The organism is Corynebacterium endometrii (genome assembly GCF_004795735.1).
Classification (GTDB): domain Bacteria; phylum Actinomycetota; class Actinomycetes; order Mycobacteriales; family Mycobacteriaceae; genus Corynebacterium; species Corynebacterium endometrii.
In genome coordinates this window covers 712,667-735,024 of sequence record NZ_CP039247.1, presented here as the reverse complement: position 1 = coordinate 735,024, position 22,358 = coordinate 712,667, and the positions used below count along the sequence as shown (strand labels likewise).

The 22,358-nt window shown below is 62.3% G+C and carries 22 protein-coding genes; 9 read left to right on the top strand and 13 right to left on the bottom strand.

Going from position 1 to position 22,358, the window contains the following annotated elements; genetic code table 11:
• Positions 1 to 12 precede the first annotated feature (12 nt).
• On the top strand, positions 13 to 1,782 hold the full coding sequence (locus CENDO_RS03310) for a molybdopterin-binding protein (RefSeq protein WP_168707161.1): 1,770 nt from the start codon (positions 13 to 15) through the stop codon (positions 1,780 to 1,782).
• Here the strand turns inward: CENDO_RS03310 and CENDO_RS03305 are convergent.
• Genes CENDO_RS03305 through modA form a run of 3 tightly spaced genes read right to left on the bottom strand, consistent with a single transcriptional unit; the run spans position 1,770 to position 4,469 of the window.
• Positions 1,770 to 2,948, bottom strand: a complete 1,179-nt coding sequence (locus CENDO_RS03305; RefSeq protein WP_136140767.1) for a molybdopterin molybdotransferase MoeA — start codon at positions 2,946 to 2,948, stop codon at positions 1,770 to 1,772. The genes CENDO_RS03310 and CENDO_RS03305 overlap by 13 nt on opposite strands.
• Before the next feature lie 5 nt (positions 2,949 to 2,953).
• A complete protein-coding gene (locus tag CENDO_RS03300) occupies positions 2,954 to 3,760 on the bottom strand; it encodes an ABC transporter permease (protein ID WP_246014361.1) in 807 nt (268 codons plus the stop codon).
• Complete coding sequence (gene modA, locus CENDO_RS11260) at positions 3,753 to 4,469, bottom strand: molybdate ABC transporter substrate-binding protein (RefSeq protein ID WP_136140765.1); 717 nt, start codon at positions 4,467 to 4,469, stop codon at positions 3,753 to 3,755. The genes CENDO_RS03300 and modA overlap by 8 nt, the downstream gene beginning before the upstream one ends.
• Before the next feature lie 93 nt (positions 4,470 to 4,562).
• Here modA and moaA point away from each other — a divergent pair, with 93 nt between their 5' ends.
• From moaA to CENDO_RS03280, 3 genes are all read left to right on the top strand, one after another.
• Entirely contained in the window at positions 4,563 to 5,597 is a 1,035-nt protein-coding gene (gene moaA, locus CENDO_RS03290; protein ID WP_136140764.1) for a GTP 3',8-cyclase MoaA, read from the top strand.
• Positions 5,598 to 5,600: 3 nt separating this feature from the next.
• The gene (locus CENDO_RS03285) at positions 5,601 to 6,122 is read left to right on the top strand and encodes a P-loop nucleotide/nucleoside kinase family protein (RefSeq protein WP_136140763.1); all 522 of its coding nucleotides are present in this window, start codon (positions 5,601 to 5,603) and stop codon (positions 6,120 to 6,122) included.
• A gap of 115 nt (positions 6,123 to 6,237) precedes the next feature.
• A complete protein-coding gene (locus tag CENDO_RS03280) occupies positions 6,238 to 7,227 on the top strand; it encodes a DUF1906 domain-containing protein (protein WP_136140762.1) in 990 nt (329 codons plus the stop codon).
• On the opposite strand, the gene CENDO_RS03275 is transcribed toward CENDO_RS03280, so the two are convergent.
• The 6 genes from CENDO_RS03275 to CENDO_RS03250 form a co-directional block, all read right to left on the bottom strand.
• Entirely contained in the window at positions 7,190 to 8,104 is a 915-nt protein-coding gene (locus CENDO_RS03275) for a hypothetical protein (protein ID WP_210726563.1), read from the bottom strand. The genes CENDO_RS03280 and CENDO_RS03275 overlap by 38 nt on opposite strands.
• A gap of 82 nt (positions 8,105 to 8,186) precedes the next feature.
• Positions 8,187 to 9,833, bottom strand: a complete 1,647-nt coding sequence (locus CENDO_RS03270; protein WP_136140761.1) for a solute symporter family protein — start codon at positions 9,831 to 9,833, stop codon at positions 8,187 to 8,189.
• A gap of 3 nt (positions 9,834 to 9,836) precedes the next feature.
• The gene (locus CENDO_RS03265) at positions 9,837 to 10,181 is read right to left on the bottom strand and encodes a DUF485 domain-containing protein (protein WP_136140760.1); all 345 of its coding nucleotides are present in this window, start codon (positions 10,179 to 10,181) and stop codon (positions 9,837 to 9,839) included.
• 457 nt (positions 10,182 to 10,638) lie between these two features.
• Entirely contained in the window at positions 10,639 to 11,505 is an 867-nt protein-coding gene (locus tag CENDO_RS03260; protein WP_136140759.1) for an aldo/keto reductase, read from the bottom strand.
• Between the two features lie 120 nt (positions 11,506 to 11,625).
• Positions 11,626 to 11,982: an FKBP-type peptidyl-prolyl cis-trans isomerase gene (locus tag CENDO_RS03255; RefSeq protein WP_136140758.1), complete on the bottom strand. Its 357-nt coding sequence runs from the start codon at positions 11,980 to 11,982 to the stop codon at positions 11,626 to 11,628.
• Between the two features lie 187 nt (positions 11,983 to 12,169).
• Complete coding sequence (locus CENDO_RS03250; RefSeq protein WP_136140757.1) at positions 12,170 to 13,462, bottom strand: citrate synthase; 1,293 nt, start codon at positions 13,460 to 13,462, stop codon at positions 12,170 to 12,172.
• A gap of 301 nt (positions 13,463 to 13,763) precedes the next feature.
• On the opposite strand from CENDO_RS03250, the gene serC reads away from it, so the two are divergent.
• The 3 genes from serC (at position 13,764) to CENDO_RS03235 (ending at position 17,142) form a co-directional block, all read left to right on the top strand.
• Positions 13,764 to 14,906 carry a phosphoserine transaminase gene (serC, locus tag CENDO_RS03245; RefSeq protein WP_136140756.1) on the top strand — a complete coding sequence of 381 codons (1,143 nt, stop codon included), beginning with the start codon at positions 13,764 to 13,766 and terminating at the stop codon, positions 14,904 to 14,906.
• A 115-nt stretch (positions 14,907 to 15,021) separates the two neighbouring features.
• Positions 15,022 to 16,191, top strand: coding sequence for a septation protein SepH (gene sepH, locus CENDO_RS03240; RefSeq protein ID WP_136140755.1), 1,170 nt, complete (start codon positions 15,022 to 15,024; stop codon positions 16,189 to 16,191).
• Positions 16,192 to 16,242: 51 nt separating this feature from the next.
• Positions 16,243 to 17,142, top strand: coding sequence for a DUF6928 family protein (locus tag CENDO_RS03235; RefSeq protein ID WP_136140754.1), 900 nt, complete (start codon positions 16,243 to 16,245; stop codon positions 17,140 to 17,142).
• 17 nt (positions 17,143 to 17,159) lie between these two features.
• Here the strand turns inward: CENDO_RS03235 and CENDO_RS03230 are convergent, their stop codons facing one another.
• From CENDO_RS03230 to CENDO_RS03220, 3 genes are all read right to left on the bottom strand, one after another.
• Positions 17,160 to 17,966 carry a TrmH family RNA methyltransferase gene (locus CENDO_RS03230; RefSeq protein WP_168707160.1) on the bottom strand — a complete coding sequence of 269 codons (807 nt, stop codon included), beginning with the start codon at positions 17,964 to 17,966 and terminating at the stop codon, positions 17,160 to 17,162.
• 18 nt (positions 17,967 to 17,984) lie between these two features.
• Positions 17,985 to 19,409 carry an NCS2 family permease gene (locus CENDO_RS03225; protein ID WP_210726562.1) on the bottom strand — a complete coding sequence of 475 codons (1,425 nt, stop codon included), beginning with the start codon at positions 19,407 to 19,409 and terminating at the stop codon, positions 17,985 to 17,987.
• 101 nt (positions 19,410 to 19,510) lie between these two features.
• Entirely contained in the window at positions 19,511 to 20,212 is a 702-nt protein-coding gene (locus tag CENDO_RS03220; RefSeq protein ID WP_136140752.1) for a DUF3027 domain-containing protein, read from the bottom strand.
• 28 nt (positions 20,213 to 20,240) lie between these two features.
• Here CENDO_RS03220 and CENDO_RS03215 point away from each other — a divergent pair, with 28 nt between their 5' ends.
• Positions 20,241 to 21,101, top strand: coding sequence for a glutaminyl-peptide cyclotransferase (locus tag CENDO_RS03215; RefSeq protein WP_210726561.1), 861 nt, complete (start codon positions 20,241 to 20,243; stop codon positions 21,099 to 21,101).
• A gap of 30 nt (positions 21,102 to 21,131) precedes the next feature.
• Complete coding sequence (locus CENDO_RS03210) at positions 21,132 to 21,731, top strand: DUF2771 domain-containing protein (RefSeq protein ID WP_136140751.1); 600 nt, start codon at positions 21,132 to 21,134, stop codon at positions 21,729 to 21,731.
• A gap of 84 nt (positions 21,732 to 21,815) precedes the next feature.
• Here the strand turns inward: CENDO_RS03210 and CENDO_RS11335 are convergent, their stop codons facing one another.
• Positions 21,816 to 22,199: a cold-shock protein gene (locus CENDO_RS11335; protein WP_136142119.1), complete on the bottom strand. Its 384-nt coding sequence runs from the start codon at positions 22,197 to 22,199 to the stop codon at positions 21,816 to 21,818.
• Between the last annotated feature and the right edge of the window lie 159 nt (positions 22,200 to 22,358).

Sequence of the window (22,358 nt, the reverse complement as noted above, 5' to 3'; positions counted from 1 at the left end):
ATAGTTGCAGACATGGTTACCTACGCAATCATCCTGGCCGGCGGCCGCAGCTCGCGCGTCCACCGGTCCGCCCCCATCATGGTGCCTGACAAGCCTTTTCTCCAGCGTATGGACGGCGGCGAGCGCCTGATCGATGTGGCGCTTAGAGTCACCGCGGGCTGCGCCCGGCGCGTGGTAGTGGGCCCCGCGATGGATCTGCCGGCCGGGGTGAGGCGAGTGCGGGAGGCTCCCCCGCAAAGCGGGCCGGCATCGGCCATCGCCGCGGGGCTGGCCACGATTGGCGGCGGCCCTGAAGATTCCGTGCTGATCCTCGCCGCGGACATGCCCTCCCCGGAGGTTGCTGGCCTCCTCGAGGCCGAACTTCACGGGGACGGGCTCATCGCCGTCGCGGGCGGGTATCCCCAGCCGCTGCTATGCCGGCTACGCCTCGATGCCGCGCGCACCGCGTTCGACGGGGTACGCGGCGGATCCGTAAAACGCTGCCTTGACGGGCTCGACCTGCGCGAGATTGCCCTGGGTGACGATGCCGCTCGGGACGTGGACACGTGGGATGACGCGACGAACGCCGGCTTCGGGGTGGCCCCAGGGGCTGCGCGCTGGGTTGTTGCGCGCCAGCGGGTCTATGACGCCGGGCGGTCAATAGGGCTAAATCGTGCGGAGGAGCAGGTCCCCGCGGTTGGGCTCCGGCTCGCCCAACCTGCGTGCACTCCCATCCCCGTCCCCCATTACTCCTCTAGCGCCATGGACGGATTCGCCGTTGCCGGTCCCGGCCCGTGGCGCCTGCTAGAGCCCGCGGCCACAGGCGCACAGGGCCGCAATATTCACCGCAAATCCGGCCGGTTGCGCCCCGGGCAGGCTCTGCCGATCCTGACCGGTTCCGTCCTGCCCGATGGGACCGAGGCAATCGTCCGCGCCGAGCACGCCCGAATGGTAGGCGAGGGCGTGGAACTGCTCGATGGCCACGCCATAAGCCCCGGCGCGGATGTCCGCCACGCTGGCGAGGAGCTAGCCCAGGGAGACGTCATAATTGAGGCTGGCACGGTGCTGCACGCGCGCCACCTGCCGTTGCTCGCCGCGTGCGGTGTGGACAGCGTGGTGGCGGATAGGCCGCTGACGGTGGACTGCGCCTTTACCGGCAACGAGGTCATCACCTCCGGTATCCCCGGCCCGGGGGAGGTCCGTGATGCTTTCAGCTCCTCCTTCCCCACGCTGATTTCTGAAATGGGGGCGCGGGTCGGCCGCATGGACCGCCTGCCGGATTCGCCGGATGAGGTCAGGGAGTGGCTGGCATCCTCCACCGCGGACGTGGTGTTGGTCACCGGTGGTTCGGGACGTTCCGGCCAGGATTTCGCGCGGACGTGCATCACCGAACTCGCCGATGAAATCCTCGCCGATTCCATCCATTGCCAGCCCGGACACCCCACCTTGATAGCCAGCCGCGGTGTGCGGGGACGCTTACAGTTGGTTATCGGGGTGCCGGGCAACCCCCTGGCCGCCCACGTTGCTTTGCATTCTTTTGCCGCTCCCGCGTTTGCCGGCGCCCGCGGCCAAGGATTCCCGGCGGTACGCACCTGCACGCTTGACGGCGAGTTCCATGCGCTTCACCGCGACAGGGTCCGCCTCATCCCGGCCAGCCTCGGCGGCGGCAGGGCCACCCCCATGGCCAATACTAATTCCCACATGCTCAGCGGTTATGCCAACGCGGATTGCCTGCTAGTCATTGACCCCGCCGGTGCGAAGGCCGGTGATTTAGTCAACTATCTGCCGCTTCACCAGGGGTAGACCGCGACGCTTTCTCCGGCCTGGTAGTCGGCGGAGGCGGGAATTCGGATAAGGCACGTCGCCGCGGCCGACTGGGCGATCAGATGTGACCCCGCGCCCTCTAGGACGCGCGCCACCGCGCGCGCCTTGTCAAACTCAAGGACCCCGCGGTAAAAGCAATCGCGACCCTCAATCCCGCGGACCGGCGCTGCTAGTTCGGCGCGGATGGTGCCTGGCGCGTGGCCAAGGACCGGGGCCACGAACAGCCGGAAGCTTACGGCGGTGGAGACGGGATTGCCGGGCAGGCTTATCACCGGTGTCCCTTTGAAACTGCTCAAACCTTGTGGACCGCCGGGTTGCTGCGAGACATGGCCGAACCATCCACCGGTTGGCTCCAGCACCTGGCGGACCACCTCCCGCTTTCCGTGGCTGATTCCCCCGGATGTCACTACCGCGTCGGGGCTGTGTTTAGCCACCGCCTCTTCTAGGCGCGCGCGCAAGGTGCTGGGATCATCCGGAGTCGAAATGCGTGCCGTTACCTCTATTCGCGCATCGGCCGCCATGGACTCAATGAGCGGTCCGTTGGCGTCCGGGATCGAGGCCGCACCGGCACCGCCCACTTCATCGCCGCCGGTACAGACCACAATAGACGCCGGGCGCTCAACGGGCAGGACGTCTACGCCCAGCAACGCGCAGGCGGCAACCGTGCGCGCGTTAACCACGTGGCCTGCCTCGAACAGGACGGCGCCCTCGCGGATGTCGCTACCGCGCCGGCGTACAAACTGTCCCCGCTGGGTGGCCGGCACCATCACCGGGCCTTCCTCGATAAACTCCGGCGGCCGGCACCGCTCCACCGGCACCACTGCCCGCGTTCCGCGAGGCAGCTTGGCCCCGGTCATGATCGCTATGATCTGCTGCCCGATGCCCTCCGGGACCGCCGCGTCAGGGTCTGCCCCCGCGGCCACTGAGGGGCCCACGGTAAAGGAGCCGCCGGCCAGGTGCGCTTCACCCAGCGCGTACCCGTCCATTTGGGAGTTATCAAAGGCCGGCGAATCCCCCGGGCTCACCACGTCCCTGCTCAACGCCCTGCCCAGTGCCTCGACTGGGGATAGGCTCACTTGCGGGCGCCGCCCCACCAGGGCTTTAACGGCGTCCACGTGTTGTTCAGGAGTGCGCGATTGTCCCATGACGGTTAGTCCTTTCGTGACAGCCATATGGCTACGATAACGGCGATCACCAGGACGTACAGCCCCAGCAGCAGCACGGCGGCGCCTAGGGCCGCATCCATATCGTTGGCGCCCAGCCCCAGTGCGACCAGCAAGGGAATGGTTTGGGTCTTGCCGGCGATATTTCCGGCAAAGGTGAGCGTGGCGCCATATTCGCTCAGCGCACGGGCAAAGCTTAGTACCGCACCGGTGATGATGCCCGGCGCGGCGGCCGGAATGACCACGTAGCGCAGCGTTTGGCTTCTCGTGGCTCCATCCAGCGCGGCGGCCTCTTCCCATTCGCGGTCTACCGCGCGCAGCGCGGCCCCTACGGCCGCCACGAAGAATGGCAGGGACACAAACACCTGCACTATCACCACGGCGGCGGGGCTAAAGGCCACGGGAAGCCCTAGCGCGTCGAGGGCCCCTCCTACTACCCCGGTTCGCCCCCACAGCAGGGTGAGGGATAGGCCTGTGAGCACCGGGGAGAGCACCAACGGTATTAGAACCGCGAGATTGACTGCCCCCGCCAGGACGGGCCGGCGCAGGCCAACCTGGCGCAACCACAGGGCCACGGGCAGGCCGAAGAGCACGCATAGTCCGGTGCTTAACGCCGAGGTGCCGGCCGATAACCCTAGGGCCGCCCATGCCTCCTGTCCGAGCACGGTGCCCAATCCGCCCCACGGTACGGCCGCGACGAAAGCTATGAGCGGGCTGAGGATAAACGCCAGGGCGGCGGCTACGAGGCCCCCGGAGCCGGTAGGCGTGGAGTAGTTCTTTGCTCCCCTACTCACCGCCGCCCACCGTTTCGAATCCGTGCCGGTTGAATATCTCCTGCGCCTCGGGGCCGGTAAGCCAATGGTAGAAGGCCTGGGCCGCTTCGTTGTCAGCGCCCCGACTGGTAAGGGCCGCGGGGTAGACATTCGCCGCCACCCCGTCCAAGGGCAGGTAGGTAAGGCCCAGAGCCTTCGCGTTAGCCTCGTAGATAAAACCTGCATCGACCGCGCCGGTGGTGACCTTGGTGGCCACGTCCGTCACGCTGGATTCCATACTCGGTTCAAGGGCAAGTTCTTGGCCTGCCGCGGGGCCCTCGAGAAACTGGCGGGCTAGCCGGCCGCAGGGGACCTCGGGGGCGCACAGCGCCAAGCGGGCCGAGCCCACATCCCGCGGGTCCGTCAGGCCCGCCGGATTCCCTTGCGCCAGGGCGAGCACCAGGCGGCCGGTGGCCACGGGGCGGGCGTCGAGCCCCGATTCTTCGGCGCTTATCTCATCGGCCGTAATTAGCACGTCCGCGGGTGCACCGGCGGCAAGGTGGCGCACCAGCTCGGCGGAGCCCGCGTAACTCATGGTGATTTCAGTGCCGGGATTAGCAAGTTCAAAGGCCTCCTCGAGTTCTTCCCCCACACCGTTGAGGGACGAAGCCGCGAAAACCACCGCTTCCTGCTGGCCCGCGCCGCAGGATGAGACGAGGAAGGCCGCAGCGATGACAGCCGCTTTTCTCACGCAACCCTCCTTGTGGCCTACCCTGTAGTCTGGCTTGTAACTCTACGCCAACTCACCGTTTCTATCCCATTGTTCCATGTGAAGGAGGCTGGCATGGTCACGGAAGGCCCGTTGCAGGATTCCTTCGGCCGCATAGCTTCTGACCTGCGCATTTCCCTGGTGGACAAATGCAATCTCCGCTGCACCTACTGCATGCCGGAGGCCGGGATGGTCTGGCTGAAAAAGTCCAGCCTGCTCACCGCCGCGGAGGCCATCAGGCTTGCCGATATTGGAGTCAGCCGCCTAGGGATTACTGACATCCGGTTTACCGGCGGCGAGCCCCTGATACGTCGGGACCTAGAGGAGATCATCGCCGGGGTGCGCGCGTTGCATCCGGAGATCCCCGTGGCGATTACTACCAACGCCATAGGCCTCGAGGCGCGCGTGGAGGGGCTCAAGGCGGCCGGTCTTAGCCGGATAAATGTCAGCCTGGATACGGTCAACCGGGAGGATTTCGCCGCCGTGACGCGGCGAGACCGGCTCGGTGATGTCATTCGCGGGATTGAGGCGGCCAAGGATGCGGGCCTGGAACCGGTCAAGGTCAATGCCGTGATGATGCGCGGGATAAACGACGCTCACGCACCCGAGCTATTGGAATGGTGCTTAAGGCGCGGATTGCAGCTGCGGTTTATTGAGCAGATGCCGCTGGACGCGGACCACAATTGGGCCAAGGAGAACCTGGTAAGCGGCGCGGAACTCCGCGCGCGCCTGGGTGAGCGCTTCCTACTCACCGAGCATGCGGCGCCGCGCGGTTCCTCCCCCGCCCAGCTGTGGGACGTGCGCGGCGCTGATGGCGGTCCAATCCTGGGCCAAGTGGGCATCATCGCCTCCGTCACCGAGTCCTTCTGTGCGCAGTGCTCCCGCACCCGCATCACCGCGGAGGGCACCATCCGTTCCTGCCTGTTCTCCCACGAGGAGACCTCCCTGCTCGAGCTGCTGCGCGATGGCAGTTCCGACGAAGCCATAGCCCGCCGCTGGCGTGAGGCAATGTGGGCCAAGCCAAGGGCCTACGGTTCGAACAAAGTCACCTCCCTGGGCTCCCCGAGCTTTGTGCAGCCCGACCGGACCATGAGCGCCATTGGGGGTTAGGCGTTGATCACCATCATCACCGGGGATACCCACACCGGCAAAACCACGCTGGGCCAGCGCATGATGCGGGAGACCGGGGTGTCAGTAGTCTCCATGGACCACATCAAGATGGGGCTCATCCGGGCCGGCCTGGTAGGCGCCTCGCCCACCGATCCAGACGCCTCCATCACGGCGTGGCTATGGCCCGTCATCCGGGAAATGGCGCTGACCTGCCACGAAAATGGCCAGTCCGTCATCATAGAGGGCTGCTATGTGGACTTCGGCGACCTGCATGCCCTCCCACCGGGCACTCGCCTGGTGTGCCTCGTCATGACGGAGGGGTATATCCGGGAGCACATCGAGGCAATCCGGGACCATGCGCACTCCGCCGAGCGAAGGCCACATGATCTATGCCTCTGCGGGGATGAACTCATCGCGGGCAACGCCCGGTTTGGCGAGGCAATGGGCCGGGCGGGGCTTATTGCAACCGTCATCGACCGCGATTGGGAAGCCGACACACGCAATCTGGTGATCAACACCCTCTAGGCGGCGCGCGTGGATCGATGCGCGCGGCGCCGGGCCGTGTTAGAGTTACGCCTGTTAACCGCCGTGACTCAAGTGATTTGAGTTCATGATTGCGATCATGGAAACAGGAGCCCCTATGACCACATCACCCTCCGCGCTCAACCGCCGCGGCTTCCTCAAGGCCAGCGCGTTCGCCATTGCCGCCGGGGCAACCGGCCTGGCGGCGAACGCCAACGCGGCACACGCACACGCCCTAGGCCCAATCCTGGGCACGGTTATTGATTATTCGGCGGGCGTTCCCTCGGCGGCGTCGGTAAGAAACGCGGGGCACTTGGGCGCCGTGCGCTACGTCTCCCAGCGCCGCCCCGATGCCCAGTGGATGGCGGGCAAGCCGGTCACGCTCGGCGAGACCAAGTCCTTCGCCGCATCCGGCCTGGCCACCGCGTCCGTTTACCAGTACGGACGCGCCAACACCGCCGACTGGCTGCAGGGCGCTGCCGGTGCCGCGGTCCACGCGCCGCAGGCAATCGCCCTCCACAGGGCCGCGGGCGGGCCCACCGGACGCCCAATCTACATCGCCATCGATGACAACCCCTCCCGCGCCCAGTATGACAACCAGATCCGCCCGTACCTGCGCGCGTTCTCCGCGGCCCTCTCCGCCGCGGGCTACTCCACCGGCGTGTACGGCAATTACAACGTGATCGACTGGGCCATCGCCGATGGCATTGGAACCTACTTCTGGATGCATGACTGGGGCTCGGGCGGCAGGATCCACCCGCGCACCACCATCCACCAGCTGCCGCAAAGCCGCCAGCGGGTCATCGACGGCATTACCGTGGACATTAATAACGTCTACGCCCGCGACTGGGGCCAGTGGACCCCAGGCGGGGCGGCCACCCCGAGCACCACCCCGGCAGCTCCGGCTGCTCCAGCCGCTCCGAGCACCACCCCGGCCACCGCCGACCTGCTCAACCAGCTCAGCTCCCAGGTCGAGTCCCTGCCCGGCGTGCCCAATCTGCCGCGCGTAACCAACGGCGGAATAAGCTACGGCGGATCCTCCGTGAGCGCGGACCAGATTAACCAGATAGCTAATCTTGCTTCGAATCTCCGGAACGCCGTGAGGTAGTAGCGGCGGCGTCCCTATCCCCCTCAAGCGGCGGCAGCCCCCGCTGCGCGCGGCTCCTGTTGACGTGGTACAGGCTTGCCTCACGCAGCTTTTCGCCGGTGATTTGGGTCTTGACGAAGCTGGTCAGGTCATCGGCGCTGCCGTTGACCGCGGCGGCCACCACGAAGTTCTCACCGAACGAGACGGAGGAATGCAGGTCAAAGTCGTCCGACCAGCCGAACTTTGAGCCAATGACGTTTTGCAGCTTCGCCGTGCCGAAATTCTGCCGGTAGCCGTCCGCCGCAACGGAATCCGCCCGGCTCATGGCCACGAGGATGGGGTGCGTTGGGTTTTTCTCTTTGAGCTGAGCGATGAAGTTCACCACGTCATAGGTGGAGGTAACGGAATAGCCCCAGCGTTCATCGGAGCGCGTGGAATGTAATCCGTAGCGTTTCGCCACATCATCGATGGAGTCCGGGTACTTTTCGAATAAAGCCTCCGCGGAGGAATCGGAAGAATTGCTCACCATGGCCAGCGCCTCGAACTTCTCTTCCTCCGTGCCGTGTTCAATCACGTATTCCGCAATGTAGAGCTTGATGAGGCTCAACGCCGGCCGGGCGTAGCGCTCCGTGGCGGTACCGATGCGCATACCGTCCGAAAGGCGAAGGTAGCTCAGCTGGGAGGCCGTGGGATTGTCCACAAACTTCTTTAGTGCGGGATTGCTAGGGCTACCCGGCCCGGCCTTTAGGGGCTGCACCGCCGGCAGCGGCCGTGGGGCCTGGTCCTCCGGAGCGCTGACCCGACCCACATAAAACGAAAATCCCATCAGCGCAACGGCCGCTGCCACGATCGCGATAACGCGCCGGACCGGCTTGTGGGATGGGGTTTGGCTAGACACGAAGGATCATATTACTAACGCCGCCCCGCACTTTTATAAAAAGGCGAGGCGGCGCTGAATTATTCACGCTGAGAGCGGGATTTTAGTGGTCAACCGGGGCTTCGACTCCAACACCGGTCAGGGAACGAACTTCCATCTCGGCGGCCAGGTGCTCAAGGTTGTCCGGCTTGCCCACCAGGGTGCCAATCCAGCCGGCCAGGAAGGCCAAAGGAATGGAGACGATACCTGGGGAGGACAGCGGGAAGATAGCCCAGTCGGCGTTCGGGAACATAGCGGTTGCGGAACCGGAGACCGCTGGGGAGAAGAAGATGAGCAGCAGGGTTGCAACCACACCGGTGTAGATGGAGGCTACAGCGCCGGTGGTGTTGAACTTGCGCCAGTACAGGGAGTAAAGGATGGTTGGCAGGTTTGCGGACGCCGCCATGGCAAACGCCAGGGACACCAGGAATGCAACGTTTTGGGTCATGGCCAGGATGCCCAGGATGATGGACACGATGCCCAGGATGACCACGGTTATCTGGGAGACCTTCACCTGCTCGGCCTCGGTGGACTCACCGTTCCGGATGACCGCGTGGTACACATCGTGAGCGATGGATGCGGATGCGGTAATCGCCAGGCCTGCGACCACGGCGAGAACCGTAGCGAAGGCCACCGCGGAAATAACGGCCATGAAGACGGAGCCGCCCAATTCGAGGGCCAGCAGCGGCGCCGCGGAGTTTGCGCCACCCGGCGCCGCGAGGATGCGGTCAGGACCAACCAGGGCGGCCGCGCCGTAGCCCAGGATCAGGGTCAGCAGGTAGAAGGAACCGATGATGACAATCGCCCAGGTGACGGAGCGGCGCGCCTCGGTGGCGGTAGGAACCGTGTAGAAGCGCATCAGCACGTGCGGCAGGCCGCCCACGCCCAGAACCAGGGAAATACCCAGGGAGATGAAGTCAATCTTGGTGGTGGTGGTCGCGCCGTACTTCAGTCCGGGCTCCATGATGGCCTCGGCCGCGTAGCCCTCCTCCTTGATGTAGTCAGAGTTTGCGTGCATATCGATAGCGGACTGGAACAGGGTGCCAAAGCCGCCCTTGACCGCGAAGAATACCAGGACGCACATAACGACGATGCCGGTGCACAAAAGGACGGCCTTGATCATCTGCACGTAGGTAGTGCCCTTCATGCCGCCGATGAGGACGTAGATGATCATGATGATGCCCACTACGCCCACCACTACTGCCTGCCAGACAAAGTCATGGATGTTGAGCAGGACGGACACCAGGGAACCGGCGCCGGCCATCTGGGCGATGAGGTAGAACAGGGACACGAACAGGGTCGCGATGGCCGCGGCCACGCGGACCGGCTTCTGCTTGAGGCGGAAGGACAAGACGTCCGCCATGGTGAAGCGGCCGACGTTGCGCAGCGGCTCTGCCACCAGCATCAATGCAACCAACCAGGCCACGAAGAAGCCAACGGAGTAAAGGAAGCCGTCATAGCCCTGGAGCGCTACCGCGCCGACGATGCCCAGGAAGGAGGCCGCGGAGAGGTAGTCACCGGAAATCGCAAGGCCGTTCTGGCGGCCCGAGAAGGAGCCGCCGCCGGTGTAGAAGTCGGAGGCTTCTTTGGTGGTCTTGCCGGCGCGCAGCACCATCCACATGGTGATGACCAAGAAGGCGCCGAAGACCGCGATGTTAAGGATTGGGTTACCCGCCGCGGTTTCTTCTTGAGCGAGAATCACAGAATTCATGTTTTAGCCCTCCAATTCTTCACGGATTGCGGCCGCGCGCGGCTCGATATTCTTGTTTGCATACTTCACGTAAATCCACGTGATGAGGAACGTGGTAGCGAACTGGAGGAGGCCAAAGATGAGGGCCACATTCCAGGTATCGCCAACCTTGACGGCCATGAAATCCGGTGCGAACACCGCCGCCACCACGTAGACCACGTACCAGACGAAGAAAGCCACGGTCATGGGGAAGGCGAATTTGCGATACGAGCCGCGCAGTTCGCCGAACTGTTGGCTATCGCGCATCGCGATGAAATCCTCGGCCGCAGGCTCACGCTTATGCGATGGGGTCGCTGGCGTTGCAGACATCGGTATCTCCTTTACTGTGCTTGGTTTGGGCTAGATTCTCGAGCACTTGCGTCACACTCCACTTAGACAGTGCAGTCCGTCACAATTTTTGCTACCAGTTAAGTTACCTTCCTCACATTGCAACGTTGTAAACAACCATTACAACATTCACATTAACAAGATGTAACTACCCCCTTTACGCCAATTTTCGTCGCGTTTTGTCCCCTTGCGAAGTACCCCCGACTTGCATACATAAAAATTTTGCGAATTTAGCGAACTAGAAAGTTGCAAGAATCACACCCCTTCGCCGCCTTAACAAGGCCATGCGCTTCACCGGGCCCCCGAAATGCGCCGCAAGCCCCAAGGCAAGCAAGAGCCGCCCCCTACCCTTACGGGTTAAGGAAGCGGCTAAATCAATCTAGGTTATGCACCCTCAGTGCTTTATCCCGCGGTATGCGGATACTGACGGAAGGTGCGCCTAATCCTCTGGCCACTGGCGCGGATCGTTAAACATGCGGCCAAAGCCCTCCCGCCCCTCGAGGCCGGCGATGGCATCCATCTGTGCGCTGGAGAGCGTGACGCCCGCCGCCCCAAGGTTCTCCTCCAGGCGTGACGGCGTGGCGGTCTTTGGAATCACGGAAATTCCAAGCTGCATGAGGTAAGCCAGGGCCACCTGCCCCTCGGTGGCGCCCAATTCGCCCGCCACCTGCTTGAGCTCAGGGTTATCCAGCACGGCACCGCGGGCGATAGGCGCCCAGGCTTCGGTCACCACGCCCAGTTCTTCATGCACCTTTCGCAGCTCTGGCTGCGTGAAACCCGGATGCAGCTCAACCTGGTTGGAGACCGGAACCACACCGGTCTTAGAAGCCAAATCACGCAAGGTCTCTTCATAGAAGTTCGCTACGCCGATGGAGGCGATCTGCCCCATCCCCTGCATCCGGGCTATTTCATCGAAGGTCTCCGCATACAGCCCCTTCGCCGGGCACGGCCAGTGCACCAGGTATAGATCCACGTAGTCAAGACCCAGGTTTGTCAGGGACTTATGGAACGCCGGGGCCACGTTGTCCCGGCCCTGGTCATCATTCCACAACTTGGTAGTGACAAAGATTTCATCACGGCTCACGTCACCGGCCGCGACGGCGTCATTAATGGCCTTTCCCACGATGTCCTCATTGGCATACATTGACGCGGTATCAAATTTGCGATAGCCCAGCTCGATGGCCTGGCGGACGATTTTCTCCCCCTCGGCCCCACGGAGCTTATACGTGCCAAGGCCCAACAACGGCATTTCTCGGTCGTCATTAAGCGTTACGGTCGGGACATTGATTTGTGATAGGTCAGCCATAGGCTCCATTGTGCCCGTTTCGGCCCCCGCGCGCAGAAAAACTAAAGCCTCCCCCGCCACATCCTTGATGGATGCCGCGAAGGAGGCTAGGGTGGCGCGCGCTATGGACCCCGGAATGAATTAGGCGCGCAGCAGGTCAATGACGAAGACCAGGGTACGGCCGGACAGCGGGTGGCCGCCGCCTGCGGGGCCGTAAGCGGCCTCTGGAGGGATGATCAGCTCGCGGCGGCCGCCAACCTTCATGCCGGGGATGCCCTCCTGCCAACCGGCGATAAGGCCGGAGAGTGGAAACTCGATGGAATCGCCACGGTCCCAGGAGGAATCAAATTCTTCGTTGGTCTCGTAGTCAGCGCCTACGTAGTGAACCTCCACTACGCCACCCGGCTGTGCCTCGGCGCCGTCACCAACAACGATGTCCTCGATAGTTACGTCTACAGGAGCTGGCCCGGACTTTGGCTCAATGATTGGCTTTTCCATGGGAACCCTCTTTCTAGAGTTTCTCGATTTACATCTCGTGTTTCCACAAAGTTTATAAAGAGGTATGCAAACGGCTCAGGGCCGAACCTCCGTCTTGTGATTCTACCTGGGTATTCTCACAAGGCGAAGTTCGGCCCTGCAAAAAGATTCATTTTTCCTGAATCTTAAGGCATAAATTACCGTGAAATTAACGCTCCGAGCGAGGGGTTACCTTGCGCAGGGTCTCGCCGGTGTAGATCTGGCGAGGGCGGTTGATCTTGGTGTTGATCTCAAGCTGCTCGCGGTACTGAGCGATCCAGCCCGGGAGGCGACCAATGGCGAACAGCACGGTGAAGAAGTCCGTTGGGAAGCCCATCGCGCGGTAGATCAGGCCCGTGTAGAAGTCCACGTTCGGGTACAGCTTGCGGGACACGAAGTACTCGTCTTCCAGAGCGATCTTCTCGAGGTCCATGGCCAGATCCAGCATTGGGTCGCCGCCGAGGTGCTCGAGGATCTCGTGTGCAGTCTCCTTGACGATGGCCGCGCGTGGATCGTAGTTCTTGTACACGCGGTGGCCGAAGCCCATCAGGCGGACGCCCTTTTCCTTGTTCTTCACGCGGTTCATGAAGTCAGTAGCGTCACCGCCGTTGTTTGCCTGGATGTCATCCAGCATCTCGAGAACCGCCTGGTTAGCGCCGCCGTGCAGCGGGCCGGACAGGGCGTTGATGCCGCCAGCGATGGAGACGAACAGGTTGGCCTGTGCGGAACCAATCATGCGGACGGTGGAGGTGGAGCAGTTCTGCTCGTGGTCAGCGTGCAGGATAAGCAGCTTGTCCAGAGCCTTGGTGACAACCGGATCTACCTCGTACTCCTCGGTTGGGTAACCGAACATCATGCGCAGGAAGTTCTCACGCGCATTCAGCTTGTTGTCTGGGTACATGTAGGGCTTGCCCTGGGACGCGCGGTAAGCGTATGCGGCGAGCATTGGAACCTTCGCCAGCAGGCGAACGGTTGCCTTGTCCAGCTGAGCCTCGTCCAGTGGGTTGAGCTCATCCTGGTAGTAGGTGGACAAAATGTTAACGGAGGAAGCCAGTACCGCCATTGGGTGCGCGTTGCGCGGGAAGATGGAGAACTGCGCCTTGAAATCCTCATCCAGCAACGTGTGGTGACGGATCTCATCGTTGAACTTGGTGAGCTGCTCCTGGGTTGGCAGTTCGCCCTTAATCAGCAGGTAGGAAACCTCATTGAAGGTCGCGTTTTCCGCCAGGTCTGCGATGTCGTAGCCGCGGTGACGGAGGATGCCCTCTTCACCATTGATGAAGGTGATCTTTGACTCGGTGGAGCCGGTGGCGGCGTAGCCCGGGTCGAAGGTAACTAGGCCAGTCTCGTTGCGGAGTTTGCCAATATCGAAGCCGGAATCACCTTCGGTGGACTCCTTGATGTTCATTTCATATTCGCCACCAGGGTATTGGAGGACAACCTTGTTGTCTTCAGAAGCCACGTGCAATTCCTTTCTTATTAAAACAACTTTCGAACACTAACGGCAGCAATCGTAGTCTGAGATTGGTACGCATGCCTATTAGCGCCCTGTTTAATTGGATTTTTATGGGTCTAGAGTACCAGACCGCACACCGCCGACCACTTTACCAATAACTTGTGATATCGCCTACAAATCGACGCAAACGTTACTTTTAGGCAGAGCGGAACCGTCGCATGTTTTGCGGCGTTGGGCGCGTACACCCGTTTTAGGTGATTTTGACATTAACCCCTCTCAGGCCGGGGCCAGTAAGTACACTTCCCCCATGACTAACGAACAGCTTCAGCTCCCCCCAGAGCTCATCCCAGCAGACGGCCGCTTCGGCTGCGGCCCGTCCAAGGTACGCCCCTCCCAGATTGATGCAATTGTCAACGGCGCGACCTCTATCATTGGTACTTCTCACCGCCAGGCGGCGGTCAAGGACGTTGTAGGTTCCATCCGTGAGGGATTGAGCTGCCTGTACGGCCTGCCTGAGGGCTACGAAATTGTCCTCTCCCTCGGGGGCGCCACCGCGTTCTGGGACGCCGCAACCTTCGGCCTGATAGAAAGCCGGTCCGCTCACCTTACATATGGGGAGTTTTCCTCGAAGTTTGCCAAGGCAGCCAGTGCGGCACCGTGGCTTGAAGACCCGCTCATCACCGAGGCGCCGGCCGGCGATGCCCCCGATCCGCGCGAGGCAGAAGCCGAGGGCGCGGATGTTATTGCATGGGCGCACAATGAAACGTCCACCGGCGCTATGGTGCCGGTGCTCCGCCCCAACCCAGATAATAAGGAGCAGCTCGTAGTCATAGACGCCACCTCCGGCGCGGGCGGGCTCCCCGTCAACATGGCGGACGCCGACGTCTATTATTTCTCCCCACAGAAGTGCTTCGCCTCGGATGGCGGCCTGTGGCTTGCAGCCATGTCCCCCGCCGCCATTGAGCGCATCGAGAAGATTAAGGCTTCCGGCCGCTTCATTCCAGCATTCCTGGACCTTAAGACCGCGGTCGATAACTCCCGCAAGAACCAGACGTACAACACCCCGGCCGTGGGCACCCTGCTCATGCTTGAGGACCAGATTCGCTGGATGAACGAGAATGGCGGCCTTGATGGCATGGTGGCCCGCACCACAGAGTCTTCCTCCGCGTTGTATGACTGGGCCGAGGGCCGGGCCGGGGCAACGCCCTTCGTCGCGGACCCGGCCAAGCGCTCCCTGGTCGTGGGCACCATTGACTTCGAGGATTCCATTGACGCGGCCAAACTTGCGAAGATCCTGCGCGCGCACGGCATCGTGGACGTGGAACCCTACCGAAAGCTGGGCCGGAACCAGCTACGCATCGGCATGTTCCCCGCGATTGACCCGTCTGACATCGTGAAATTAACTAAGGCAATCGATTTTATCGTTGACGCTGGTGCGGCCAACGCGTAAATCACAACAGCCACAGGGGTTTCAACCCCGCCAACATGCGCCTGACCCATCGAAGGGGAGGGCGCATTGTGCGTTAAGGTGGGACTAGTCACATGCCCCTAATAAAGGAGTGCCCATGCGCGAGTTGTTCCTCGCTCGTCACGAGTCCACTGAGACTTCTTTAGTTTTCCGTGCCGATAATGCAGATACGGGCGAAGAGTTCTTCTTCGCCGTCACCGATGATCTCAAAGAGCTCCTCGTTCCAGGCAATGGTGAAGCGGGCGCGGGCAACCCTTCTGAGACCAATGAGGGCGGTACCACGGAAGAAACTCAGCGGACCACCGAGCCCACGGGTGCGGCGGCTGAGGGCTCGGCGGGCCCCACGGGCCTGCGCGTTGCGGGCTCACAGCCCGCTGCGGATTCTGAGCCGCGGCGCTCTGAACATCTCACCATGAGCCCCGCCGAGGTCCAGCACCGCATCCGCGCAGGCGCAACCGCGGCGGAATTGGCGGAAGAAATGGGAGTTGTGGAATCCCGCGTGGAGTCCTTCGCCCATCCGGTCATGCTGGAGCGCGAGCGCATCTCCGAGCTGGCAAAGCAGGCGCACCCGGTGCGTGAGGATGGCCCCGCCAAGCTGACCCTATGGGAGATTCTCGCCACCGCTTTTGCCGCCCGCGGGCATTCCTTGAGCGAGGCAACCTGGGACGCCGTGCGTGAAAAGGGCGAGCCCTGGGTGGTCAAGGTGACGTGGCGGGCTGGCTTGTCCGAGAATGAGGCAGTGTGGACCTTCAAGCAGTCCATGACCTCCCCGGCAACCGTGGTGGCACGCAACTCCGTGGCCGCAGACCTGACCGATCCGGATTTCGTTCAGCCGGTTCGCTCCCTGACCTCCGTGGGCCGCGGTTCCCGCTACGACAAGGCCATCGATGGCCATGACTCGTACTACGACGAGTTCGAGGACGCCCCTCACGATGCCGCTGATGCGGAGTACACGGCGGGCTTTGCCACAGAGGACAAGGATTTCGCCGATAACTCGGCGCAGTCCCCTACTGAAATCACCCGCGATGACATCCCAACCGTTGAGTCCCGCCGCGCCGCCCGCCGCAAGGACGGCAAGGGCCGTGGCGGGCAGCGCGGAGAGTCGAAGGAGGCCGGGGCGCCTGAGGATTCGGCAGCAGGTGAGGACTTCCTGCAGAATCCCGACCCACAACCAAAGCCAAAGAATCGCCGCCGCAAGGCAGTCACCCCGCACTGGGAAGACGTTCTTCTGGGCGTGCGTGCTAACACCAAGCGCCCACGCGATTAACCCTAACCCTTATTCGCTATCTAATTTCACAAACTCATAAGGAGCGCCCCAGTGAATGTGTCCCGCGCAGTTGTCACCCTGTGGTACATCAACGCTGCTGACCCCGCTGCTGTGTTGAAAGCGGAGCCCAAGGCTGATCGCGGGTTTGGCCGCAAGTACTTGGCCCAGCTCAATCCGGCGTTCCCGGTGACCCCAATCGGCCAGTTTCCGCTGAACCGTTCCGCCCAGGCCGACGTGGGCGAGTTTTACATCGGCGGCTACCCCGGCGTGACCGTGGTTCAGACCGTCATCATGGATGATGGCCTCTGCCTATCCAAGCTGTCCCCTCTCCTGTTGTTTGCGGTCCCGGCGAGGGACGTGTTTGTCTTCGCATCAAATGAGAATGAGGACTACGCGGGCTTTGCCCATTGGCATCGCAGCACGCTGAAGCGCTCCTTCTGCGGCACCCGCTACGAAATCTTCGAGGATGAAGGCCTCCCTGAGCCCTTCGAGGGGCCCTATTGGGCGGGTGAGAAATCCACCACCGAGGGAGGGATCGCGCTGCCATTTCAGCCGCAGGATCTCATGGAGTCCGCCCAGCGCCACTGGCTGGGAGTCGAGGTTGGCGAGGACGGCCCGGACCTCCAGGTAGTGGGCTACGCCGTAGACGGACGCCCCGAGCCAAAGGTGGACGAGCCAAAGCCTAGCCCTAAGACCGTAACCGAGGTAGCCAGCGCCTCCGCTTCCAAGCTTGGCTTGGGCTCCGCCCATTCGGATTATGACGATTATGAATCGCACGTGGATGCCCCAGAGCCGGCCACCGGTGATGAATTCGCCCGCCTTAAGGCCGCCTCGACGGATGCGGCCCGCCGCGTGGGCCGCGAGGGCAAGGTCCTGTTAAAGAAGCTCGGCCGCGGGCTGACCCACGCGTCTGAATCACTCGCCGAAAGGCTTCACAACCGCAACAAGTAGCGTGCGGGCGCGCAGTCTTAACCGCGCAAGGAACGTTGACGTTCGTAGAAGGCAATCGCGGCGGACGTCGCCACGTTGAGGGAGTCAGTTCCGGGCGCCATCGGGATGCGGGCGCGCACGTGCGTTGCCCTCATTGCGTGTTCGGTAAGCCCCGGTCCTTCGGCGCCGACAAGCAACGCGACCTTTTCCGCCCCGTCCATGGCGTCCGCCAGATGGACCGCATCCTCATGAGGGGTCAGGGAGACCAAGCGGAACCCTTTTTGGGCGAGCTGCTGCAGTCCGCGCTGCCACGTGGTGAACCCGCCATCGAAGCGGGCGAAAGGCAGGCGCAGCACATGCCCCATGGACACTCGCACGCTCCTGCGGTAGAGCGGGTCAGCAGCACCGGATCCCAAAAGCACCGCGTCTACGTCCATCCCCGCGGCGTTGCGGAATATGGAGCCGATGTTCTCGTGATCGCCAACGCCCTCCATGATCACCACCGTCTTGGAGGAGGCGATGACGTCTTCCAGGTCCAGCGGCTCCGCCCTGTCCGCCGCCGCCACGAGCCCGCGGTGCATATCGAAGCCGGCCACGGCCTTGAGCGTCTCGCGGGTCACCTCGTAAACCGGGCATCCCGGCGCGCCGTACTCTTCGATGTACGCATCCAGTTTCGGGGCAAAACCCACCAGGCAGCGGAGCGGAAACCGGGATTGCGCCAGGCGGGAGACCACCAAGGGCCCTTCGGCTATGACAAGACCCTCGCCTGAGGAATCGGACCTGTTCAGGTCGCGAACGTCATCTAGGCGAGGGTCTTCAGGGTTGTCAATCACGATGCGCGTCATGCGCTCAAGATTACCGGGCTAGCTCACCAGGGCCAGAATTGGGTCCATGGCGAAGTAGACCACGAACAGGGCCGCGATCAGCCACATCAGCCAGTGCACCTGCTTCGCCTTGCCGGCAAAGGTGGTCATCAACGCGTAGGCGATGAAACCCACGCCAATGCCGTGCGCGATGGAATACGTAAACGGCATAACCACGATGGTCAAAAATGCGGGGATCGCGATGTGGAGCTCGTTCCAATCGATCTGGGTGATCTGCGTGGCCATGAGCACGCCCACGATGACTAGGACGGGCGCCGCGGCCTCGATTGGCACCACCTCGTAGAGCGGGGTCAAAAACATTGCGAGCAGGAAGAGCACGCCGGTGACGATGTTCGCCAGGCCGGTGCGCGCGCCATCCGCGATGCCCGCGGAAGAGTCGACGTAGACGGTGTTGGAAGAGACGGAACCCGCGCCGCCGGCAACCGCACCTATACCCTCAACAATCAGGGCCTTCTTCATGTCCGGCAGGTTGCCCTCCTCATCGGCCAGGTTGGCCTGCTTGCCCAGGGCGGTCATGGTGCCCATCGCGTCGAAGAAATTGGTCAGGACCAATGCGAACACCAGCAGGGAGGTAGCCAGCACGCCCCCGCGCACGAATGCGCCCGCTAGATCCACGGCGCCCACGATGGACAGGTCAGGCATACCCCCAAGGGATTCTGGCAGCTGCGGCACGGCCAGGTTCCATCCCTTTGGATTGTCGGCGGAAGAACCCGCGCCCACGATTGACTCGGTGATAACGGCCAGGATGGTGGTGATCACAATGCCTAGGAACAGGCCGCCGGGAATGTTGCGGATCACCATGAAACCGCAGATGATGAGGCCAACCACGAAGATGGCGGTGGGCCACGCGCTGATGTGGCCGTTATCGCCCAGGGAAACGGGGACGGTGGTACCCGCCGCGTCAGGAATTCGCTTGACAAAGCCCGCGTCCACAAACCCAATCATGGCGATGAACAGGCCGATGCCCACGCCCATTGCGGACTTCATGGAGGCCGGGATGGCCTTGAAGACCGCGGAGCGGAAGCCGGAGACGGCCAGCAGCACGATGACTATGCCGTCAATGACCACGAGCCCCATAGCCTCTGGCCAGGTCAACCCCTCCCCCATTACCAGGGTGACCGCGACGAAGGTATTCATTCCCAGGCCCGCTGCGATGGCGAACGGGTAGTTGGTGATTGCGCCGAACAGGATGGTCATCACGCCGGCGACCAGGGCGGTTGCGGCGGCCACCTGTGGAATGCCTAGGACGTCACCGTTCGAGTCCTCGACCGTGCCCAGAATGAGTGGGTTGAGGAGAAGGATGTAGGCCATTGCGAAGAAGGAAACAATGCCCGCGCGGACCTCGGTGCCTACTGAGGTGCCGCGTTCTTTTAGTTTGAAATATCGGTCGAGAACATCGGTCATAGATGTAGCCCCTTTACCTAGTGCCAGGAGGATTAAATTACCGATTCATCTTCGCAGGCCGCCGCCCCGAATAGGAAGAGACTCCTACCCCCGCAATGGGGCTAGTATATCGGCCGCTCATCGTCGAAGGCCTCGGCCACCGGCTGGGACTCCATGTCCTTGACCTTGGTTTTTGAGTGCGCGCCGCAGCCATAAGTGGCATGCACCACATTTTGGTCCGCGCTGTATTCATTGACACAGACGCCGAAGTTTGGCCTGAACGGGGCGTAGAAGGCGCAGGTTTTGCACTGCATCGGCGCCTTGGAGGCCATCTCAGAGCCCGGCCCGAATTCGCCCGTGCGCCACCGTTTTTCCGCTTCCCTAATGGCGAATTCCGTTAGATTACCTTCGCCATCGAGGCGCGGGTCGTCCGGTTCCGGCGGCATCAGGTCACCCGGGCCTAGGTCGCCGGGCAGGACGCGGTCCGCATACGGCACCCAGTCCGGGGCTTTCAGGGCGTCCCGGTCCTCGCCCGGCACCAGGGCCACCTCGTTAACGGTGACGTAGCGCGAGCCCTCCGCGCAGGCCACCACCGCCTGCCATTCCCACCCCGCGTATCCGGGCACGCTGGCCGCAAACCGATGGGTAGCCACGTTGGGCCCTAGGCCACCCACACCGATGTGGGCGCCAATATCGCCTTCGCCCAATTCCTCTAGGGCCTCGCGGGCAATGGCTACCGCCCGCGAGTCGATGAGTGGGTTACGCCCCGCTTTGCGGCGTTTTCTGTTCCGGGAGTGATTAGTTGATGGGGACACGTCCACCATTATGTCTTAGTGGGGCAGAATAGATAACATGCGCACACCAAATGGCATATCTCAGCCCCTCTCGCCGGCCACCGGGGTCCTTGCGTTGCCGGCCATGGGCCTTGTTATCGCGCTGGTAGCGGGCTGTTCGAGCGGTGGCCCCTCTGCCGGCCCCACGCCCGCCCCAACGGGCAGTCAATCCGGACGGCAGGCACAGGCACCGGAGCGCCTCACGGCGAAGGTGCAGTCCGTAGGCGCGTTTAACCCGGAGTATTTCACCCAAGGCCTTGAGGTGGACGCGGATGGCAGCCTGCTCATCGGCACGGGCCAGTATGGCGAGTCCGCCATCTATCGAGTGGACCCAGCCACCATGGAGGTCAGGCAGCAAGCGGATATGGAGCCGGACCTTTTCGGCGAGGGCATTACCCGCGTGGATGACACTATCTGGCAGCTGTCCTGGAAGGCCGGCGAGGCCATCCAGCGCGACGCGTCCACGTTAAAGGAAATCTCCCGGGCGTCCTACGAGGGCGAGGGCTGGGGCCTGTGCAACCTCGGCAATGAGCTTGCCTTGTCCGACGGCTCCCCCGAGCTGCGTTTGCTCAACCCCGCCACCTTTGAGGAAATCTCCCGGGTCACCGTGACCCTCGAGGGCAAGCCGGTAGGCAATATCAACGAACTTGAATGCGTGGATGGCCAGATCTACGCCAACGTCTGGATGGAGAAAGAGATTATCCGCATCGACCCAACCACGGGCGCGGTGACCGAGGTCATCGATACCACCGAGGTGGCTAACAATGCGGAACCGGACCCGGATAACGTGCTCAACGGAATAGCCCACATCCCCGATACGGACGCCTTTTACCTCACCGGTAAGCGGTGGCCGGACCTGTACACCGTTACCTTTGAGTAATTGATTTGAGTAATTGATAGGATTTCTGACATGGCTACACGTAAAGAGGCGCAACGCAAGTCCCTACTCCAGATCTTGGCACTGATTATTGCCGTAGTAGTCATTGTCGTGGGCGTGGTCTTGTTCCAGAGCTGGATAAACAACCGCCCAGGGGCGGAGCCTAAGGACGTGGCCATCACCGCCACGGTGGGCGATAACTCGATGGAGGTTTTCCCTTACATCGCCTGCGAGCCCGGACTCGAATGCCCGGAGGGTGAGGTCCCTAACCTGACCGTGGGGCCGGATGAGACGTTAAAGATCGAGATCCCCGAGGAGGTTTCCAACCACCAATGGAAGATTCTCACCATCTACGATGATGTGGCCGCCAACGATGAAAAACTCCACGGTGCCAATGAGACCTCAGAGGTAGAGGTCCCGGGATCCGTGGACGTGATTGACATTTCCACCTCCGGGGAGACTGGCCAGCGCCCGCAGCTTAAGGTTGTGGAGATCACCTCGGTCATGATCGGCACTGACGCCAACGGCGAAGAGGCGCCCTTTACCACCGTGTGGTCCCTGTCCACCATGACCGATGAGGAATTGGCCGCGGAGCAAAACGCCCCGCAAAACGGCGAACAAGAAGCTCGTTAAATTCCCCCAGTGCCAAAAAGCCCTTCCGCACGCCACTCAAATTCAGGTGGTGCGCAGAAGGGCTTTTCTCGTGGTTTAACCGGCCTAGGCGTCAAGATCCTTAGCGATGGCGCGCAGGATCTCGGCCACCTGGCGGCCGGTCTTGCGTTCCGGATAGCGGCCGGCATCCAGCGCCGGCTGCACGTGCGTTTCCAGCATAGTCATCACGTCTGCGAGCATGCTGCCCAATTCCTCCGGCTTCCGGCTGGGCCCATGCTTGCGGCGGGGGCTATCTAGCACCTTGACCCGCAGCGCCTGTGGGCCGCGGCGTCCGGCGGCGAAATCAAACTCTATGCGTTGGCCGGGGTGGAGCTCATCTACACCTTCAGGCAGCACAGCTCGACCAACGAAGACATCCTCGTTTCCAGGGTTGGATGCAAAACCAAACCCCTTCTCAGCGTCAAACCACTTCACCTTGCCGATTGGCACGGGGCTCACCACTTTCTCGTTGATGGAATACGTATCAATGTCCTGCATGACTTTCAGCAGGACATGGTCACCATTCTAGGAGATTTCATCCTTACTCAAGGGCAGGGAAAGGATGAGTGTATCGTGTCGGAGCATTTTTCAATAGTTAGCCCCCTCCCC

What these genes read in the sequence shown, in the direction of transcription:
- CENDO_RS03310 (WP_168707161.1), top strand. Translation starts at nt 13, where the DNA reads ATGGTTACCTACGCAATCATCCTGGCCGGCGGCCGCAGCTCGCGCGTC.
- CENDO_RS03305 (WP_136140767.1), bottom strand. Translation starts at nt 2,948, where the DNA reads ATGGGACAATCGCGCACTCCTGAACAACACGTGGACGCCGTTAAAGCC.
- moaA (WP_136140764.1), top strand. Translation starts at nt 4,563, where the DNA reads ATGGTCACGGAAGGCCCGTTGCAGGATTCCTTCGGCCGCATAGCTTCT.
- CENDO_RS03280 (WP_136140762.1), top strand. Translation starts at nt 6,238, where the DNA reads ATGACCACATCACCCTCCGCGCTCAACCGCCGCGGCTTCCTCAAGGCC.
- CENDO_RS03270 (WP_136140761.1), bottom strand. Translation starts at nt 9,833, where the DNA reads ATGAATTCTGTGATTCTCGCTCAAGAAGAAACCGCGGCGGGTAACCCA.
- CENDO_RS03265 (WP_136140760.1), bottom strand. Translation starts at nt 10,181, where the DNA reads ATGTCTGCAACGCCAGCGACCCCATCGCATAAGCGTGAGCCTGCGGCC.
- CENDO_RS03260 (WP_136140759.1), bottom strand. Translation starts at nt 11,505, where the DNA reads ATGGCTGACCTATCACAAATCAATGTCCCGACCGTAACGCTTAATGAC.
- CENDO_RS03255 (WP_136140758.1), bottom strand. Translation starts at nt 11,982, where the DNA reads ATGGAAAAGCCAATCATTGAGCCAAAGTCCGGGCCAGCTCCTGTAGAC.
- serC (WP_136140756.1), top strand. Translation starts at nt 13,764, where the DNA reads ATGACTAACGAACAGCTTCAGCTCCCCCCAGAGCTCATCCCAGCAGAC.
- sepH (WP_136140755.1), top strand. Translation starts at nt 15,022, where the DNA reads ATGCGCGAGTTGTTCCTCGCTCGTCACGAGTCCACTGAGACTTCTTTA.
- CENDO_RS03230 (WP_168707160.1), bottom strand. Translation starts at nt 17,966, where the DNA reads ATGACGCGCATCGTGATTGACAACCCTGAAGACCCTCGCCTAGATGAC.
- CENDO_RS03225 (WP_210726562.1), bottom strand. Translation starts at nt 19,409, where the DNA reads ATGACCGATGTTCTCGACCGATATTTCAAACTAAAAGAACGCGGCACC.
- CENDO_RS03220 (WP_136140752.1), bottom strand. Translation starts at nt 20,212, where the DNA reads ATGGTGGACGTGTCCCCATCAACTAATCACTCCCGGAACAGAAAACGC.
- CENDO_RS03215 (WP_210726561.1), top strand. Translation starts at nt 20,241, where the DNA reads ATGCGCACACCAAATGGCATATCTCAGCCCCTCTCGCCGGCCACCGGG.
- CENDO_RS03210 (WP_136140751.1), top strand. Translation starts at nt 21,132, where the DNA reads ATGGCTACACGTAAAGAGGCGCAACGCAAGTCCCTACTCCAGATCTTG.